The organism is Pseudoalteromonas sp. US3C1013 (assembly GCF_048401115.1).
Taxonomy (GTDB): domain Bacteria; phylum Pseudomonadota; class Gammaproteobacteria; order Enterobacterales; family Alteromonadaceae; genus Pseudoalteromonas; species Pseudoalteromonas undina.
Genome location: NZ_CP183075.1, coordinates 3,140,074 through 3,157,736 on the forward strand (window position 1 = coordinate 3,140,074; position 17,663 = coordinate 3,157,736).

Below are 17,663 nucleotides of genomic sequence, written 5' to 3' on the forward strand. Positions count from 1 at the left end.
TTTAATGACTTGGATTTAATGACTCATATGTATTAAGGCTTATCTTTTTCTCCAGCCGCTCCATACGTCATCTTCTTGGTTGGATTTTTTCTTCTTTTTCTTACCTGTGCCTTCAGGCTTGGCCATTGGCTTATCGTTTTTTAGCGCCTCAGCCGCATCAAGGTTGGCTTGGTTTACAGCAAAACCTGCTACCTCTTCGCGCTCTAAGCGAAGTTTGTTTTTCTTTTCGATAATTCTAAAGTGATGGAAGTCTTCATAATCAATTAACGATAACGCTAAACCGACTTCACCAGCACGGCCGCTCCGGCCAATACGGTGCATATAATCAGCTGGGCTACGCGGTAAGTTAAAGTTAATAACAACAGGCAGTTTGGCAATATCTAAACCACGGGCTGCTATATCGGTGGCAATAAGTACTTCTATTTCGCCAGCTTTAAATTTTTCAATTACGCGAGTACGCTCGCTTTGGCCTTTATCGCCATGGAATACTTGTGCGTTCACGCCGCGTTTTTCAAGTTTGCTGGCTAAGTGCTCACAATCTTTTTTAGCGTTGACAAAAATAAGTGCTTGGCGCCATTGATGCGCTTTAATTAAGTGCGCTAAAACCGTGGTTTTCTCGCCTTTATTAACCGTAAATACGCGCTGAACTAAAGTGCTTTCGTCTTTGCTTTGTACTTGTATTTCAACAGGGTTGGTTAACAGCTCTTGCGTTAATTGTGTGACTTGCTCTGGGAACGTCGCTGAAAACAACATGGTTTGTTTTTTAGCAGGCATAAGGGCTAATAGCTCAGCAAGCTCTTCAGTAAAGCCAAGGCTTAACATGCGGTCAGCTTCATCAAGCACTAAGGTTGTTACTTTATCGAGCTTAATCGCATTGCTTGAGATTAAATCGAGCAAGCGCCCTGGCGTTGCAACAATGATATCAGCACCACCGCGCAGTGCCTGCATTTGGGTATTAACCGACACACCACCAAACACTGCTACGGTTTTAATCGCACCATTAAAGTTAGCAGAGTATGATTTAACACTATCAGCCACTTGTGTTGCCAGCTCGCGCGTTGGCACTAAAATTAATCCTAAAACAAAGTTGCCTTTGCTCGGCGTTTTATTCGCACCTTGCGCTAAAAATAGCGTTTGTAGCATAGGTAATGCAAAAGTTGCCGTTTTACCTGAGCCGGTATTTGCCCCCGCAATTAAGTCACTCCCCGCCAAGATACTTGGAATTGCTTTTGCCTGAATCGGCGTAGGTTGCGTGTATTCAAGATCAGACAAACGAGCAATTAGCTCTGGAATAAGGCCAAGTTCGTTGAAGGTGCTAGGGCTTGTGGCTGAGGTCATATTTATTACGGGCTTATTGCTAAAAAGTAGCCTGTAATTTTAGCGTATTTAGCAGCTATTAAGTAGAGGTTAGTGATTTAAATAAAATGCATCTTGTTTTTTATTAAACGATGATTCACTGAATATCACTTTGCATTAATACTATTTTTCACATACATCAATCATTACAAATAATAGCTGAACACGCTGTATTATTGATTTCAGCATTTCAAGTGTGTTATTTTTGCGGCCTGATGGATTAATTTTAGATACAAGGAAATGTCATGTCTCAATTTGATTTATGTTTCAATACGAAAAGTCGAGCAAGTTTACCTTTTAACAGTAATGACTTAGAGCAATTAAAGCGATTTAGAGAGGATAACCCTCATATTATAGGTAACTTTATACCTCAAGGAACCCCGTTCATTTTAAGAACTCCACAATCTGGGGATATGAGTGATTTCAGGCGCTCTCGTCCAGACATAGCTTGTGCACTTGATAATACGGTGTCTTGGCCTGAGCATACAAAGAGAAATGTCAGTACTATAGTAAACAACTTCGGTGATGAAGATGCTTTGGCTATTGCCGCGCTATACGATGCGGAAATATCTCCATATGTTGATAAAGTAAGAGGTTTAACGAGTCAACAAGTTCTTGGAAGAAATCTTGATACCTTGACTGCCACTGGCGCAGCACTTACCTCATTAGAGTCAAGCCAAGTGAGATTAAGTACATTTGGAAAAGCGATTCTAAAATACCAAACTAGCTTAATTGAAATTAGAAAAGCATCGCAGAACAAGCAGCCTAAATTAGAATTAATCAAACTAGGTAACAAAGCAAAGCAAGCCCATCTAGAGTTAAACACTGTATTTAAAAGAGAAATGGTTAAATTCAAAGGCAAAGTGAAAGCATCTGCACGGGGTAATATCTGGTCTAATGCGCAGCGAGGCATAGATACAGCAAGAAGCGCAAGAAGTTCAGCTCCCTTGCAATTAACTTCTTTAGCTAACATACAGCACTTACGTAAATTAGAGCAAGGATCCAATATTGCAGGAAAGTTTGTCATTGCGATTGATGCAGGTCTTCGAGCTGATAGCGTTTATGACGATTACAAAGCAGGTAAAGACTGGCAGCGCAGTGCAGTAAGGGAAGCTACAGGTTTTGGTTTAGGGACAGCTGCAGGAGCATATGTTGGCGGTACGACTATAACCGCAGGGGTAGGAATAGCAATTGCAATGGGTCCAGTTGGCTGGGTAATTCTTATAGGTGTAGGCTTGGGGGCTGGTTATGCTGCAGGTAAAGTTGGTGATGCTGTTGGAAAGGGTTTCTCAGGTCTAGTTTATGACCTTAGCTCTAATATAAGCTGGTTTTAAGCTATGTATCTTATGCCTGAAACTTTTTACTGGATAATAACTGGGCCATTTATAATTGCTTTTCTTATTTCAGCTTTGTGCTTCACTCGTATTTCAATGAAACACATAGAGAAGAAAATGCGTGAGGAAGGAATACATGAGCCACTTTGGGATAAAGGACTGGGCATAAGAGTGAGCATGTATGGCAAAGTAATAAGGCGGCAAAAACCCGCAAAGGCGACGGTTGTTAATGACGAAGCAATTTTACGACACGCCAGACCTATCGATTTAATTTTAGCTCGCACAATGCATTACTCTTTCGTAATTATGATGACCCTAGCTGTATATGGTTATTTTGCATATGACTTAGGTGAGCGCGCTTATTAATTTCATGACGAAATTATAGGCAGAAGGTTTTATGCTACAGAAAATCACTTGTACCTTAATATATGCTTACTTCTCTGATATGAATTGGTTTTAAATTATGTATGTGATTCCTGAAAAGATTTTTTTATTTATATCTTTACCAATAATAATTAGCTATCTAATTTCGACTTTATGCTTTACTCGTATTTCAATGAAACATATTGAGAAAAAAATGCGCGAGGAAGGGATACATGAACCACTTTGGGATAAAGGGCTGGGCATAAGAGTGAGCATGTATGGCAAAGTAATAAGGCGACAAAAACCCGTAAAGGCGACGGTTGTTAATGACGAAGCTATTTTGCGACACGCCAGACCTATCGATCTAATTTTAGCTCGCGTAATGCATATATCATTTATAGGTTTGATGTTCGTAATTGCCTATGGCTACTTTGCCTATGATTTAGGTAATCGCGCAGACTAAAAAGGCGCACAAAGCGCCTTTTACATCAAACCTGTCGCCTATTGATTTTAAAATTTTTAGGCCGACTTTGCCAAATTGCGTGGTTCGTCAACATCTGTGCTTTAATTACCGCTTTATAGTGCGACAGTGACTGTAGTGGAATTGTATATACAAGAGGGGCAATCACGTCATTTACATGGTTTACGTTGATTACACGCATGGTCATCTGACTCACAGTATGAGTATTTATCAGTAAACTCTTCTTAGTCTGCAATATCATCAGCAAGTAATATTGCTTCTTCTAATTTGTTTGGTAAGTCTTTAATCACGTTAAAAATCAATATTTTTATCTTAAGCCCTACTCTTTTAATTAATTTAACTGTCAACGTAAGCGCTTCAAACCTAAAGAGGCTTTCATAAAAAGCCAACAACTAAGTTAGCAATATTATTAGTTCTTGCTAAGTTCTGCTTGTAACCTAGCTTTTGTTTCTTTTAAGTAATTTATATAAGGGTATGAGTCATCTGCAATGGCTAAAGCAGACTCCATCTGTTCAAGCGCTTGGCGAGTATCACCCTGCATTTCATAGCCATAAGATAAGGCTGAAAGCGCATCGACTGATTTAGGATGATTTTTTATATTGTACTTAAACACCTCTATAGCACGGGTAAACTGCTTGCTGTCCGTTAAGTTATAACCAAGTAATCTAACAGCGCGATCTGGTGGAGATATTTGCTCACCCCATTGCTGAGATAAGTTTTGATAATAAGTATCAATAGACGCTAAATCGTCAGTTAAAGCGCTCATTGGCATTTGTTTAGGCAGAAATAGGTTGTAATAGGCATTAAATACGCCTGCAGCAGCGGTTAAGTTATGCGAGATACCATCAAACGCATCACTAGAGAAGCGTAACCCTCGCACTTTATGCGATTGTATAGTTTGCTGCAATTCATTGTACCTTTCTCGCATTATGCCGGCTTCTTCGCCGATATTGATATAAACGTAACTGTTAAGCTCTTTGTTTTTAGTTATAAACGATTTTGTACTTTTTACCATTGCGCCATAATTCCACCAAACTGCAGGGCTATACGCAATATGCGCTTGAAATAGTTCGGGATTTGCCTGCAACGCGTATAGCGCAAATACACCACCAGCAGATGCGCCAGCAATCACTTTATAGTCATGCGTGCGATAGTTCTTATTTACTAAAGGAATGAGCTCTTGTTCAAAGAACGCTAAAAACTTTGCCGCGCCGCCCCCTTCACCGACAGGCCCTTGTGGCTCTTTATTCACTGTAGGATACATATCTCTAAGTCGATTAGTGTTTTCAATAGCGACAATAATAACCTCAGGCGCACGATTATCATTTTGTAAGCGCTCAATAACAGCACTTGCAAGCGGTATATTACCCGCTCCATCTAAGCGATATATTACCGGATAAACTTTATCGGGCTCAGCTTGGTAGCTTTTAGGCAATTGAACGACAACTGTGCGTTCTTCGTTTAAAACAGCCGACTTAAAAGTGTGCGTGTGCACAGAGTAATCAGCACTTTGCTGTTTAGTCCCAGATTGTGAAAAGGCACTTTGTGAACTAAAAATACTAAAGCTAATAAAACACAGAACAGCAAATAAACGCATAACTAATCCCTTAGAGAATAATGAGTTACTTAAGCTAACAGAGTTTCAGGCATAAAAAAAGGCGCATTGAGCGCCTTTTTAATTTTTATTCTGGATTTACCAACCTGTTGATTTTACTCAACAGTAACCGATTTTGCTAGGTTACGTGGTTGGTCAACATCAGTGCCTTTAATGACCGCTACATAGTACGACAGTAACTGTAGTGGAATTGTATATACAACAGGGGCAATTACGTCATCTACGTGGTTTACGTTGATTACACGCATTGTGTCGTCTGACTCAAAGTGTGAGTCTTTATCAGCGAATACGTAAATAATGCCGCCACGTGCACGTACTTCTTCTACGTTTGATTTAAGCTTTTCAAGCAATTCGTTGTTTGGTGCTACAACAATAATTGGCATGTCGGCATCAATTAGCGCTAATGGGCCATGTTTAAGCTCACCTGCTGCGTAGGCTTCTGCGTGAATATACGAAATTTCTTTAAGCTTAAGCGCGCCTTCCATCGCGATTGGGTATTGCGACCCGCGACCTAAAAACAGTGAGTGGTGTTTATCAGCAAACTCTTCTGCAAGGTCTGCAATGCCGTCAGCCAACAATAGCGTTTCTTCTAATTTAGCTGGTAGCAGTTTAATAGCGTTAACAATCGCGCTTTGATCTAAGCCTTTCTCTTGCGCAATAGACGCAGTAAGCATTAACAAACCAACAAGCTGCGTAGTAAATGCTTTAGTAGAGGCTACACCAATTTCAGCGCCAGCTTTGGTCATAAAGGCAAGGTCTGATTCGCGTACAAGCGATGAGCCTGGTACGTTACAAATAGTCATTGACCCCATATAGCCTTGCTCTTTAGCTAAACGAAGCGCAGCTAAAGTATCAGCCGTTTCGCCTGATTGTGAAATCGTTACTAGTAGGCTATTTTCGTGTACAAATGACTGACGGTAACGGAACTCAGAGGCAATTTCTACGTTACAACTAACACCTGCAAATTGCTCAAGCCAGTAACGAGCAACCATACCTGAGTGGTATGACGTACCACAGGCAATAATTTGTACGTGTTTTACGTCTTTAAATATTTGCTGTGCGCTATCGCCAAAAGCATCAATCGCTACGCGGTCATCGTTTAAACGTCCTTCAAGAGTGTTACGTACTGCAAGTGGCTGCTCATAAATTTCTTTTAGCATGTAGTGACGGTAATCACCTTTGCCTGATGCATCTTGTGTGATGTTTGATTCAACAACTTCACGCTCTACAGCATCGCCATCTGCATCAAAAATTTCTACAGTGTCGCGAGTAATACGCGCTACATCACCTTCTTCTAAGAAGATAAAGCTGCGAGTCACTGGTAATAATGCAAGTTGATCAGAAGCAATAAAGTTTTCACCAAGGCCTAAACCAATAACTAACGGGCTACCTGAGCGAGCTACAATAATTTCGTTATCATTCGCTTTATCAAACACAACGGTACCAAATGCACCTTCAAACTGCTTAACAGCAGCTTGAACTGACGCTAATAAAGTGGTGTGCTGCTGACGTAACTGATGAATTAAATGCACCATGACTTCAGTGTCGGTGTCTGATAAAAACTCGTAACCGTCGCCTTTAAGTGCTGCACGCAAGCTTGCGTGGTTTTCAATAATACCGTTATGCACAAGCGCTAATTGATTGCTTGAAACATGTGGGTGAGCATTGGCTTCAGTTACACCGCCATGAGTCGCCCAACGAGTGTGTGCAATACCTGTGTGGCCGCTAACACCAGCTTGTTCAAGTGCTGACTCTAAGTTTACAACCTTACCAACTGCTTTAACTGTATTAAGTGTATTGCCTTCAAGTAAAGCTACACCTGCTGAGTCATAACCGCGGTACTCAAGACGCTTAAGGCCTTCAACTAAGATTTTATTTACTGGACGTTCTGCAACAGCCCCAACGATTCCACACATAGTGTCTCCATTAATTTTTTAATTCTAGCAACTTACGTTTTAGTTGCTATTCCATAATTTCTGCGCAAATTAGTTTTACACCACACGCCTCTATGGCTGCACGTTTATTACTTGCTAAGCCACTGTCGGTTATTAATGTGGTTACTGTTTGCCACGGTAATTCTAAATTTGGTATTTTTCGGCCAATCTTTTCTGACTCAACCAGCACAATAACTTCGCGCGCCGCTTTAGCCATCACTTGGCTTAATCCAACAAGTTCATTAAACGTGGTTGTTCCACGCGCTACATCAATGCCATCAGCACCAATGAATAGCTGATCAAAATCATATGAGCATAGAACATTTTCGGCTACTTGCCCTTGAAACGATTCTGAATGCGGATCCCACGTGCCACCTGTCATCAAAAGTGTTGGCTCATTTTCAAGTGCTAATAAACGCGTTGCTACTTTAATAGCGTTAGTCATAACAACTAACCCCTGCTTTGTAGCCAACTCAGGGATCATTGCTGCAGTGGTGCGCCCGCTGTCAATAATAATGCGGTTATGATCTTTTATAAGCGATGCTGCCGCTTTGGCAATGGCCACTTTGCGCTTAGAATCAATCTCATCGCTTACAATCTCTTTTGGTAGCGCAATAGCACCGCCGTAACGGCGCAGTAATAAACCACTTTTTTCAAGCGAGGTTAAGTCTTTTCGAATAGTTACTTCTGATGTTTGAAACTGTTCAGCAAGAGTCTCAACAGCCACTTCACCAAGCTCATTTACTTGGCTAAGGATCAGATGACGGCGTTGCTGGGTGTTTCGTTTGGTCATAAGTGATTACAATTAAGTTTCGTTTCGAAAGTTAGTGAATTTTAAACGAAACATAATAAATGGCAAGTGAATGCGTAAAAAAAACACAGTTTTATTCAAATTATCATCATGCTTAAAGTAGGTTAAGCTAGACACCATTATTTAAGTTAAACAAAATTGATATGCAGTCATTTAATAGTATTAGTAAAGAGAATCTAGCGCAGCGTAGAGCTGTGCACGAAATTTGCCGCTTATTTAATAAAAGCCCCAGTAAAGGTAATTTAAAGCGAATAAAAGAATTATGCTCACACTGTGGTGATGGAGTAATTATTGAAGCGGGCTTTCATTGTGACTATGGCTCGCAAATGCATATAGGTGATCGTACTTTTATAAACATTAACTGCACTGTGTTGGATGCGCCAATAAATGAAGGAGCTATAAGCATTGGCTGCGATTGTTTAATCGGTCCGAACGTTCAACTATTGGCCGTATCTCATGCGGTTAACCCCACAGAGCGGCTCAATAAAGAGAACTTTGCAGCACCGATTACTATCGGTAATAACGTGTGGATTGGCGCGGGAGTTATTGTGTTAGCTGGCGTTACCATTGGTGAAAACGCTGTTGTGGGCGCAGGGTCGGTAGTAACTAAAGACGTGGCTGCGAACACTGTTGTTGCCGGTAATCCTGCTGTAAGAATTAAAGATATTTGAAAAAGGTCTATCGGTATTCTGATAGACCTTTAGTAGGGTTCTTTACTCGTTATTACTCATATCTTAATGTTAACGATGGCCTAGTACTGGCGGCTTTGAAGGCAAGGCTGGCAACCGTGAGCCAAGTGATCGCAGCAACACTCAAAGCGGCAACCAGATAAACCCATAGCGCTTGATCAACCCGCTCGTTAAAATTAGCAAGCCAGTCACCCACCAGCCAATAGGTTAGCGGGTATGCTATGGCTACACTTCCTAACACTAAAATTAAAAATTCTTTTGCCAGTAGGTTCATAATGCTGATGCGTGATGCACCCAGTACTTTGCGTACTGCCACTTCTTTTTGGCGGCGTAATACCGAGAATGACGCTAAACCAAAGGTCCCTACGCACGCTAAAAATACGGCTAAGCCAGAGAATAAAGTGACAAACTCAGTTGCACGTTCATCATTACGATAAAGCGCACGGTAGTTTTCGTTCAGCATATCTATTTGTGGGTCACGAATTGCGAGATTCTCTTCTAAAATACTTGCAAGCTGCGCTTTAATAGACAGTATTTTAGCAGCGTCCATGTCTACGATAACGCGGCCGTCCCAACTATTTGTATAGCCACAAATTAAGATGGTAGAAGGTTGTGCGTCTTTAACACTGCCTACTTTAATATTTTTAACCACACCGACAACCGTTAAGATTAAATCTTTGCCATTGCCCGGACTTGTGCGCCATGTACTGCCAATTGCATCACTTGGTGTTGCATAACCGGCTTGTTTTACTAGCGACTCAGTCAATATGACTGAAGCCGTTGCTTTAGTGTCACTGACTTCACTAAACCAATCAGCAGCCATTTTTTCACTGAAATCTCGCCCAGCGACCAATGTTAGGCCCAATGTTTTGGCTATGTCGTTACCTGCGCCAATAATGGGTAAACTTTGTTTGGTAAATTGACCGTTGTCGGCGGTAAATGTGCGAGACGATTTATATGAGCCTGTTACATCAATATCCATAACACTGGCTCTTTTCACCCCATCAATCGCGTTGATACGATTTAGTAATGCAGTATTATTGTTATGTAATATATGTTCGGCTGATATATCACTGATAACCAATTTACTTTCTTTGGTATAGCCCACTGGCAGGGATTGTAAATAAGCAAGTTGCTGTTGCAGTAATAAAGCGCCAATAATTAAACCGACAGATAATGCCGATTGCACAACCAACAAACCTTTTCTAACCGCAATGGCTGTGCGGCCACGCTGCATGTCACCACTGAGCACTCGTTTGGCACTAAACGCCGACATAAACATGGCAGGGTAAATACCGGCAAGCAAGCCGATTAACAGTACAACAACAGCAATTGCAGCACCTAACGTAGAGTCATAATTGAGGGATAACTGTCTATCGACTAATTGATTAAAAGCCGGTGTTAGTAATTCAACCAACATACAGGCAATTAATGCAGCAATAATAGTGATAAGTAATGACTCCACTAAAAACTGGCAAATAATTTGTGGCTTACTGGCGCCAAGCGCTTTACGTACGCCTACTTCCTTGGCACGTTTTGCCGATTGTGCAATGCTCATATTAATAAAATTAAACGCAGCTAAAAGTATCAATAAAACACTCAAACCAATACAAATACGCAGCGTTGAAAGCGAGCCATTCTTTTTCATTTCATAGTTAGAGTTGGAAGTTAAATGAATAGACGTTAGCGGATGCAGCGTCATTTTTGCTAAATTTGGGCTTTCGTAAGCAATTTTCATGTAGCGTTGCTCAATAGTTTCTGCCAACTTTTCAACATCAGTACCTGGCTTTACTCGAATATAAGAGGCACTATTCATGTTTTGATATTCAGTATTGGCTGGTAACTCTTTAATTAATCCTTGAAAAAAGAAGTGCGTATTTTCAGGTAAATCAGCAAATACCGCCCCAATCTGCCAACGTTTATTACCTTGTATTAAGGTTTCACCAACAATGTCTGCACGGCCAAAAATACGTATTGCGTACTGCTCACTCAATGCGAGCATATTTGGTGCGCTAAGCACTTTGGCTAAGTCGCCTGCAACTAAGTCAATATTCACAAAATCAGCTATATTGCTGCTTGCCGATATAATACTTTCTAATTTATAACCCACATCATCACGAACAAATTCAGCACCTGGCGGACTAGGTTCTAATGATAGTATGTCTTCTATTTCAGCCATATCTTTAAATGTATTCATAAGGTCTTTGTTGGTCATCGGCCCGCCAACTCCCAAGGATGTAAAATACTGATTAACACGATACACGCGTTCAGCATTGGGTTGCTGCTTGTCATAAGACGCTTCATTAAAGGCAAACATAGCCACTAAAATAGCCGCCGCCAAACCAATACTCAAACCAAGTACATTGAGCAAAAAGTGTTGTTTTTGCTGCTTAAATGAGCGCATTGCGGTCATAATATAATTTTTAAACATTATCAAATTCCTTCTTACCCCAAGGGGTTAGAACAAAAATAGCTGGCAAGCCACAAAATCACTTACCATATCACTGAGGTACACATAAGACAGATCATGCTTGAGAGCAAAAGCACTCAATGTAATAAATAAGATTACTGTACTAGCTCTTATTAATTGCACTGGAACATGCTGTAAAAAATAACGATAGTAAACGTGCATTACGCAACAACAGCGTCTGAAACTTGTGATGTTTGTTGCTGTAAATTCGCTTTATCAACCATCACTTGACCATCTAGTAGGCGTACTAGGCGGTCAGCATATGCACCTTCTTTTTCTGAGTGAGTTACCATAATAACCGTGGTGCCCTCTTTATTTAACTCACGTAACATAACCATCACTTCGTCACCATTTTTTGAGTCGAGGTTACCGGTTGGCTCATCGGCTAAAATGAGTTTAGGGTTTATCACTAATGCACGCGCAACGGCTACCCGCTGTTGCTGACCACCCGACAATTGCTGTGGTAAATGCTCGCCGCGGTGATCAATACCTACCCGTTTTAAAATAGTTTCAACGCGTTGCTTACGCTCACTTTTTGATATTTTTTGATACTGTAATGGCAACTCCACGTTTTCATAAACGGTTAGCTCATCAATTAAGTTAAAGCTTTGAAATACAAAGCCAATTGATTCTTTACGTAGCTCTGCTAGTTGTTTTTCGCTATAGCCTGCAATGTCAGTTCCCGCAAAATCAAAGTTGCCTGAGGTCGGTGAATCAAGCATACCCAAAATAGAAAGCAGCGTTGACTTACCACAGCCAGAGGGCCCCATAATCGCTAAAAAATCGCCTTCGTTTACGGTTAAGTTGATATTGCTCAGCGCTGTTGTTTCAACATCTTGAGTACGAAATACGCGGCTTAAATTAGTTAGTTTGATCATTGTTATTATCCTTAAAATTGTAATTGCTGTGCTTTGTCAAAGTTGCTGTAGCTGGAGGTAATCACTTTATCCCCAGCGTTTAGCCCTTCAAGCACTTCAAAATAGTGTTGATTCTTTTTGCCAAGGCGGATATCACGGCGCACTGCTTTATCACTGCCTTGCTCGATTACATAAACCCAGTTACCACCCGAGTTGGTAAAAAAGGCCCCGCGCTTAAGCAGTAAGGCATTGTTATTGTCATCCCCTAGCATTAACTCAATATCAATACTTTGGCCGCGCTTTATGCTTTTAGTGTTACTGGGTAAGTCCACTTCTACTTGAAATTGTGACTGCTGTACGCGGCTATCAATTTTGCTCACTTCGGCATTCACCATGCCGCTTTCAAGCTCAATCAACACGGTCATGTCACGCTGAATTTGGTTTAAGTAAAACTCATCAAGACGCACCACTAATTTATATTCATTAGGAATATCTATTTGTCCGAGTCGTGCGCCGCTACTTTTTGATTCACCAATTTCTACATCAAGCTCGCTTAAATAACCTGATACCGGTGCTTTGATTAATAAGTTGTCGAGATTTCGACGCGTAAATTGCAGATTTTTTTCGAGCATTTTAGCGCTGTCTGACAACTGCGCCACTTGCACCTCACGGATTGAATTTTCTTGCTGTTGGCGCTCAAGGGTGAGCTCTTTACGGGCTTGGTAATAATTTAAATCTTCTTCAAGCTCAGCTAGTTGGTCTTGCGCCAATACGCCACTTTTAACCAAAGGTTTAGTTTGTTTTAATCTACGTGTTAAATGGGTAATTTTTAATTCGATTTCTAATAAGTCGCGGCGTAAGTTTAACCGGCTGGTTTCCATGTTCATTTGCGTATTACGTAAAAAGTTAAGCTGCTCGGTAACTTGTGCTTCACGGCTCATTACATCCAGTTGTAGGTTAGTATTGCTTAGGCGCACGAGCGGTTGGCCTTTTTCAACAAACTCGCCTTGCTCGACTAAGCGTTCTTCCACTTGACCGCCTGCGATAGTATCGAGGTAAATGCTGGTTTTTGGTACCACTTGACCGCGCAAGCTCAAGGCATCTTTAAAGGCACCTTGTGTAACCGTGCTAACCGTAAGGCTGCTACGATCAATATTCTGGCTACGGCCTGTATCGCTGCTTTGTGTAAAACCATATGCAGCCGCAGCAACACCTAAAGTAAGAGCTGCAAAAGTAAATTTTTTTAAATACTTTTGCGTAAATGAGCGTTCTATTTTTTTGTCCATGTCGACTACCTTGATACAGGTTTAATAAACTAATTACCGATAGTTATTACAAACGCTGTGCCAGTTTTATTTAACCAATAAATTCAAACGGTTAATGTTTAGTTTGATTGTTCACATATTTGTAGTGTCCGCTAATAGAACACTTTGTTATTTTATAAACGTCCATTTATGGACACTGTCCCCTTTTTGTTTTAGGCTAAATAAAACTCTATAAGAATAAGAAATATGAAACACACAGGCTCTCTTCTAATTGTTGATGACAACCCAGACATTCTCATTGCAGCACGTTTATTACTAAAACAGCATTATCAAAGTGTTAAAACCACAGACAATCCATTTGACATTGCAGGCATCATTAACGAGCAACGCAAGCTCGAGCAACCCGTTGACGTAATACTGCTTGATATGAACTTTACCCAAGACTCAATCAGTGGCAAAGAAGGCTTTTATTGGCTGAAAAAAATTATCGAACAAGACGCTAATATCGTTGTTTTATTAATGACCGCTTACGGCGATATTCAATTAGCCGTAGATGCAATTAAAGCGGGAGCTTCTGATTTTATTGCCAAGCCTTGGCAAAACGAGCAATTACTTGGCGCAGTCGCCGCTGCATTTTCACACGCAAAAGACAAACAGCAAGTGGGCAAATTAACGCGGCAAAAACAAGGGTTAAACCAAGCCTTAAACACGCCTAACTTTGAGTTTTTAGGTCAAAGCAATGCGATGCAGCAGGTGTTTAGCACCATTGAAAAAGCAGCTCAAACTGATGCCAACATATTAATAACCGGTGAAAGTGGCACAGGGAAGGAGTTGACCGCTCATGCTGTTCATCAAGCAAGTATGCGCCAAAATCAAACCTTTATGAGTTTAGATATGGGTGCAGTAGCGCAGAATTTATTTGAAAGTGAACTATTCGGCCACAAAAAAGGCGCGTTTACTGATGCTAAAGCCGATCGCATTGGTAAATTTGAGCTTGCCCACGGTGGCAGTTTATTTTTAGATGAACTGGGTAATTTACCCCTAGAGCATCAAGCCAAATTACTGGCTGCACTGCAAAATAGACAAATAACGCCCGTTGGCAGCAGTAAAGCCGTTGATATTGATATCCGCCTTATTTGCGCCACTAACGACAACCTTGATCAAGCCGTCGCAGAGGGGCGTTTTCGTCAAGATTTATTGTATCGGATAAACACCGTTGAAATTCGCCTTCCGGCATTACGGGAGCGCAGCGATGACATTCCATTATTAGCTAATTACTACCTAAAACACTTTGCGCAAAAATATAAACGCAGCTTAACCGTTAGCGATGATGATATGAGTGCGCTTTGCCAATACGCGTGGCCAGGTAATGTACGTGAATTGGCTCACGCTATAGAGCGTGCGGTTATTTTAACTGAAAGGGATAAACTCGATATAAGCTCAGTGGTTGGTAATTCAATATCAGTTAGTACTGACGAGAAAACCCAAAGCACGGAGGTTTTAAACAATGTAGCGCAGTACGACACTTTTGATTTAGACATACTTGAACAACGAACAGTTCGCGCAGCACTTAAGCACCATCAAGGTAATGTTAGCCATGCAGCCAAAGCACTGGGTTTAACTCGCGGTGCCATGTACCGCCGCCTTGAAAAGTACGGGCTATAATTATGCGGGCTAATTTATTGCTTTCGTTTAGTATCACCACACTTATAAGTGTAAGTGCGTTGCTTAGTTATGTATTACAAACGCATGGTTTTTCAGCGACGACATTGTTAATAATGCTAGTCGCAGCGGCATTAATAGCGCATATTTTTACGCTGTTTAAGCGCCAACAAAAACAAGCCGAAATGGTGATCCGAGCCTTAGCCAATGGCGACAGCACCTTGGGGCTTGGTCAACAACATCCAATGCTTAAGCAATTTGAACAAGTAAAAACGCAAATGCAAACGGCACGTTTTAATGCCGAGCAACAAGCACAGTTTCTACAAGCTTTGCTCATCCATGTTGATTTAGCTGTTATGGTATGTGATGACAACGGCGAGGTGATCGAATCAAATCCAGCCGTTAGTAAATTACTGGGGAAGAGTTTTCGACATTTGCATGAGTTAGGGGCTGTAGGTGAGTTAATTTTAAACGCCGAACACAATATCCGCAGCACCACCTACTGGCAAAATGGCGAGCAGCACGACACTCTCTCAATTCAACTTAGTATCGCCGAAATTCAAGGTAAAGTTCGTCGTGTAGTGAGCCTACAATCAATTCACGACCAGTTACAACTCAAAGAACAGCAAGCGTATAAACGCTTAACTAAAGTGCTCACTCACGAAATTGCTAACTCTATTACGCCACTTTCATCGCTAGCTGATACTTGTAGCAATTTACTGCCACAAGAGCTATGTTTTGATGAGCTTGAAGATAAACAAGACTTACAACTTGCGCTAAACACGTTAGCATCAAGAACCGCTCATTTAGGGGATTTTATTGCTCGTTTTCGCCAAGTTAGCAGCTTACCTAAACCCAATTTAACACCGGAAAATTTAGCCGATATGCTAACGCGTATTGTCGCTTTACATCAACAACAAGCACGCGTTCAACACACCCATATCGAACTGTCGATTAAAAATCAGCAGTTAGTCATGCTTGATAGCAGCCAAATAGAACAGGTATTAGTAAACTTAATAAAAAATGCACTTGAAGTACTAAAGAGTAACCAAAAGTACAGCGCAGAGAATGCCGCTCAACCAAGGATCGAAATTAGCTTGGCGCAAAACACTAGCCAACAACTTTATATAGAAATCAACGACAACGGACCAGGTATCAGTGAGCATGTGATAGATATGATCTTCGTGCCATTTTTTACCACCAAGCAACAAGGCTCCGGCATTGGCCTTAGCCTCTCTCGGCAAATAATGCTCAACCACGGTGGCGATTTAATTTATGTACCAAAACCACAAGGCGCCTGTTTTAGGTGTGTGTTTGGTTGAGCGTAGAACGCCATTTAAGGTGACAACTCATTAGCATTGGTACTTTCGCGCTAAAGCACGACCTACAAAATTGCACAGCATATCTCGTAGGTTGTCGTTTACGGCGATAGTTAATTTGCAATACAGATAATTAAATCAACCTAAAGATCAGCGGGCTTACCAATATTAGCCCGCAACCAAAGCCCACTTTAACTTGCCATGCTTTATATTTACCTGTGACTTTAATTCCTAACAGTGGGCTTATTAAGTCGATACGGCGCGCAGCAATAAACACCAACCAACAAATAATGAAAGTAAGGCTGAGTATAAGTAATGGCTCCACAAAACCACTTAATTGCAGCTTCGACAAATAAAACGCAAGGCCAATAATTACACTTTGATGCAATAAATAAAAAGGGAATACTGCACCGTTTAATAAAGCCAGTTTAGGGTGATCGTGATTCAAAAAACGTTGTGCTAGTGCCAGCATTAACAACACGCCCATTAATCGTTGCGCAGTATACAGCATATCCATGCTGGTAATTTGCCATTGGCTAGCAGCAGGGTTTTGCCAAATCGTGTTGTAACACAGCACAACAACTATATAACCTAACGTAAATACCACTAATAGCACTCGCCAATGGCGAAGTAGCTGGCTATAAAATGCAGGCTGCCAAGCAAGCAAGTAACCATAAAGTAAGAACAGCGCGCCCATGGGGTATCTAAATGTGTCGCTCGGCCAGCTGAGTTTTAAAATACACAGCGGCAATAGCAATACAATAAAAACTGTAAATAACGAGCGCCCACATAAACGCGTGATTATTGTATGCACAGTAGCGTGATGAAGCAGCGGCATTGCTAGCACCAGCAATAAAGTAAATTGCCATAACGAACGTAAGTACCAAAGGTGATTCACATCGACATGAGGCCAAATCCCTGCTTGATAGCGCTCGAATAAAGGGTTGGTTAAATCAAAGAACTGGCTGTAAAACTGCCAAAAGCCCATAGCTAAACTGGCTTCTTGGCTCATTTGCGCATAAAGCTGAATAGGCACAATAAACCAAATGCCAAACAATAAAGGCAGTAATATTTTTACACTTCGCGTAGTTAAAAACATACCTAGACTAAAGCGCGCAACAATAAAGCGCAGCGCCACACCTGAAATAAACCAAATTAATCCCATCCGCCATGGCGACAATAAAAGCATAATGCTTTCAATACCGCTGGATAAGTACTGACTTTTAAAATGAAAGCCCCAATTTTCACTGTATAACATGCCGGTGTGGTAAAAAATTAATAAGCCAAAGGCAAGTACTCTCAGCCAATCTAAATCATAACGGCGAGATGGTAACTCTTCGCCTTGGTTAAACACATTTACCCAAGATTTTAATAGCGTACGTGTTGTATTTTTAATGACTATTTTAAGATTCATAAAAGATTTAACTTATGAGTAATTAATAACAACTATGGACAACACACTGTGTTAAGCAATCACAAAAGGCTTATAAAACAGTCAATAGGGATA

At 41.0% G+C, this 17,663-nt stretch carries 14 protein-coding genes and 1 pseudogene; 6 read left to right on the forward strand and 9 right to left on the reverse strand.

The genetic code is table 11. The features are described from left to right. Positions 1-39: 39 nt before the first annotated feature. Positions 40-1,338: a DEAD/DEAH box helicase gene (locus tag ACNSN2_RS14675; RefSeq protein WP_418607906.1), complete on the reverse strand. Its 1,299-nt coding sequence runs from the start codon at positions 1,336-1,338 to the stop codon at positions 40-42. Positions 1,339-1,601: 263 nt separating this feature from the next. Between ACNSN2_RS14675 and ACNSN2_RS14680 the strand changes: the two genes are divergently transcribed. The 3 genes from ACNSN2_RS14680 to ACNSN2_RS14690 all read left to right on the forward strand — a co-directional run bounded on the left by ACNSN2_RS14680 (position 1,602) and on the right by ACNSN2_RS14690 (position 3,516). After that, positions 1,602-2,690 carry a hypothetical protein gene (locus ACNSN2_RS14680; RefSeq protein WP_418607907.1) on the forward strand — a complete coding sequence of 363 codons (1,089 nt, stop codon included), beginning with the start codon at positions 1,602-1,604 and terminating at the stop codon, positions 2,688-2,690. Positions 2,691-2,702: 12 nt separating this feature from the next. Further along, positions 2,703-3,056, forward strand: coding sequence for a hypothetical protein (locus tag ACNSN2_RS14685; RefSeq protein WP_147154738.1), 354 nt, complete (start codon positions 2,703-2,705; stop codon positions 3,054-3,056). A 97-nt stretch (positions 3,057-3,153) separates the two neighbouring features. Next, the gene (locus ACNSN2_RS14690) at positions 3,154-3,516 is read left to right on the forward strand and encodes a hypothetical protein (protein ID WP_418607909.1); all 363 of its coding nucleotides are present in this window, start codon (positions 3,154-3,156) and stop codon (positions 3,514-3,516) included. A gap of 56 nt (positions 3,517-3,572) precedes the next feature. Here the strand turns inward: ACNSN2_RS14690 and ACNSN2_RS14695 are convergent. The 4 genes and pseudogenes from ACNSN2_RS14695 to ACNSN2_RS14710 all read right to left on the reverse strand — a co-directional run. Further along, positions 3,573-3,752 (reverse strand): annotated as a pseudogene (locus ACNSN2_RS14695) (hypothetical protein); the annotation flags it as partial. A 191-nt stretch (positions 3,753-3,943) separates the two neighbouring features. Further along, positions 3,944-5,131: an alpha/beta hydrolase-fold protein gene (locus ACNSN2_RS14700; protein ID WP_418607911.1), complete on the reverse strand. Its 1,188-nt coding sequence runs from the start codon at positions 5,129-5,131 to the stop codon at positions 3,944-3,946. A gap of 113 nt (positions 5,132-5,244) precedes the next feature. After that, positions 5,245-7,065, reverse strand: coding sequence for a glutamine--fructose-6-phosphate transaminase (isomerizing) (gene glmS, locus ACNSN2_RS14705; protein WP_075170726.1), 1,821 nt, complete (start codon positions 7,063-7,065; stop codon positions 5,245-5,247). A 46-nt stretch (positions 7,066-7,111) separates the two neighbouring features. Beyond that, a complete protein-coding gene (locus ACNSN2_RS14710; RefSeq protein WP_418607912.1) occupies positions 7,112-7,876 on the reverse strand; it encodes a DeoR/GlpR family DNA-binding transcription regulator in 765 nt (254 codons plus the stop codon). 161 nt (positions 7,877-8,037) lie between these two features. Here ACNSN2_RS14710 and ACNSN2_RS14715 point away from each other — a divergent pair, with 161 nt between their 5' ends. Beyond that, positions 8,038-8,565: a sugar O-acetyltransferase gene (locus tag ACNSN2_RS14715; protein WP_418607914.1), complete on the forward strand. Its 528-nt coding sequence runs from the start codon at positions 8,038-8,040 to the stop codon at positions 8,563-8,565. Positions 8,566-8,617: 52 nt separating this feature from the next. Here the strand turns inward: ACNSN2_RS14715 and ACNSN2_RS14720 are convergent, their stop codons facing one another. The 3 genes from ACNSN2_RS14720 to ACNSN2_RS14730 form a co-directional block, all read right to left on the reverse strand. Continuing rightward, the gene (locus tag ACNSN2_RS14720; protein ID WP_418607916.1) at positions 8,618-11,014 is read right to left on the reverse strand and encodes an FtsX-like permease family protein; all 2,397 of its coding nucleotides are present in this window, start codon (positions 11,012-11,014) and stop codon (positions 8,618-8,620) included. Between the two features lie 200 nt (positions 11,015-11,214). Next, a complete protein-coding gene (locus tag ACNSN2_RS14725; RefSeq protein ID WP_054202739.1) occupies positions 11,215-11,931 on the reverse strand; it encodes an ABC transporter ATP-binding protein in 717 nt (238 codons plus the stop codon). An 11-nt stretch (positions 11,932-11,942) separates the two neighbouring features. Continuing rightward, positions 11,943-13,196, reverse strand: a complete 1,254-nt coding sequence (locus ACNSN2_RS14730; RefSeq protein WP_418607918.1) for an efflux RND transporter periplasmic adaptor subunit — start codon at positions 13,194-13,196, stop codon at positions 11,943-11,945. 225 nt (positions 13,197-13,421) lie between these two features. Between ACNSN2_RS14730 and ACNSN2_RS14735 the strand changes: the two genes are divergently transcribed. Then, complete coding sequence (locus ACNSN2_RS14735) at positions 13,422-14,840, forward strand: sigma-54-dependent transcriptional regulator (protein ID WP_418607920.1); 1,419 nt, start codon at positions 13,422-13,424, stop codon at positions 14,838-14,840. A gap of 2 nt (positions 14,841-14,842) precedes the next feature. Continuing rightward, a complete protein-coding gene (locus tag ACNSN2_RS14740) occupies positions 14,843-16,159 on the forward strand; it encodes a sensor histidine kinase (RefSeq protein WP_418607922.1) in 1,317 nt (438 codons plus the stop codon). Positions 16,160-16,289: 130 nt separating this feature from the next. On the opposite strand, the gene ACNSN2_RS14745 is transcribed toward ACNSN2_RS14740, so the two are convergent. Further along, on the reverse strand, positions 16,290-17,570 hold the full coding sequence (locus ACNSN2_RS14745; RefSeq protein ID WP_418607924.1) for an acyltransferase family protein: 1,281 nt from the start codon (positions 17,568-17,570) through the stop codon (positions 16,290-16,292). Between the last annotated feature and the right edge of the window lie 93 nt (positions 17,571-17,663).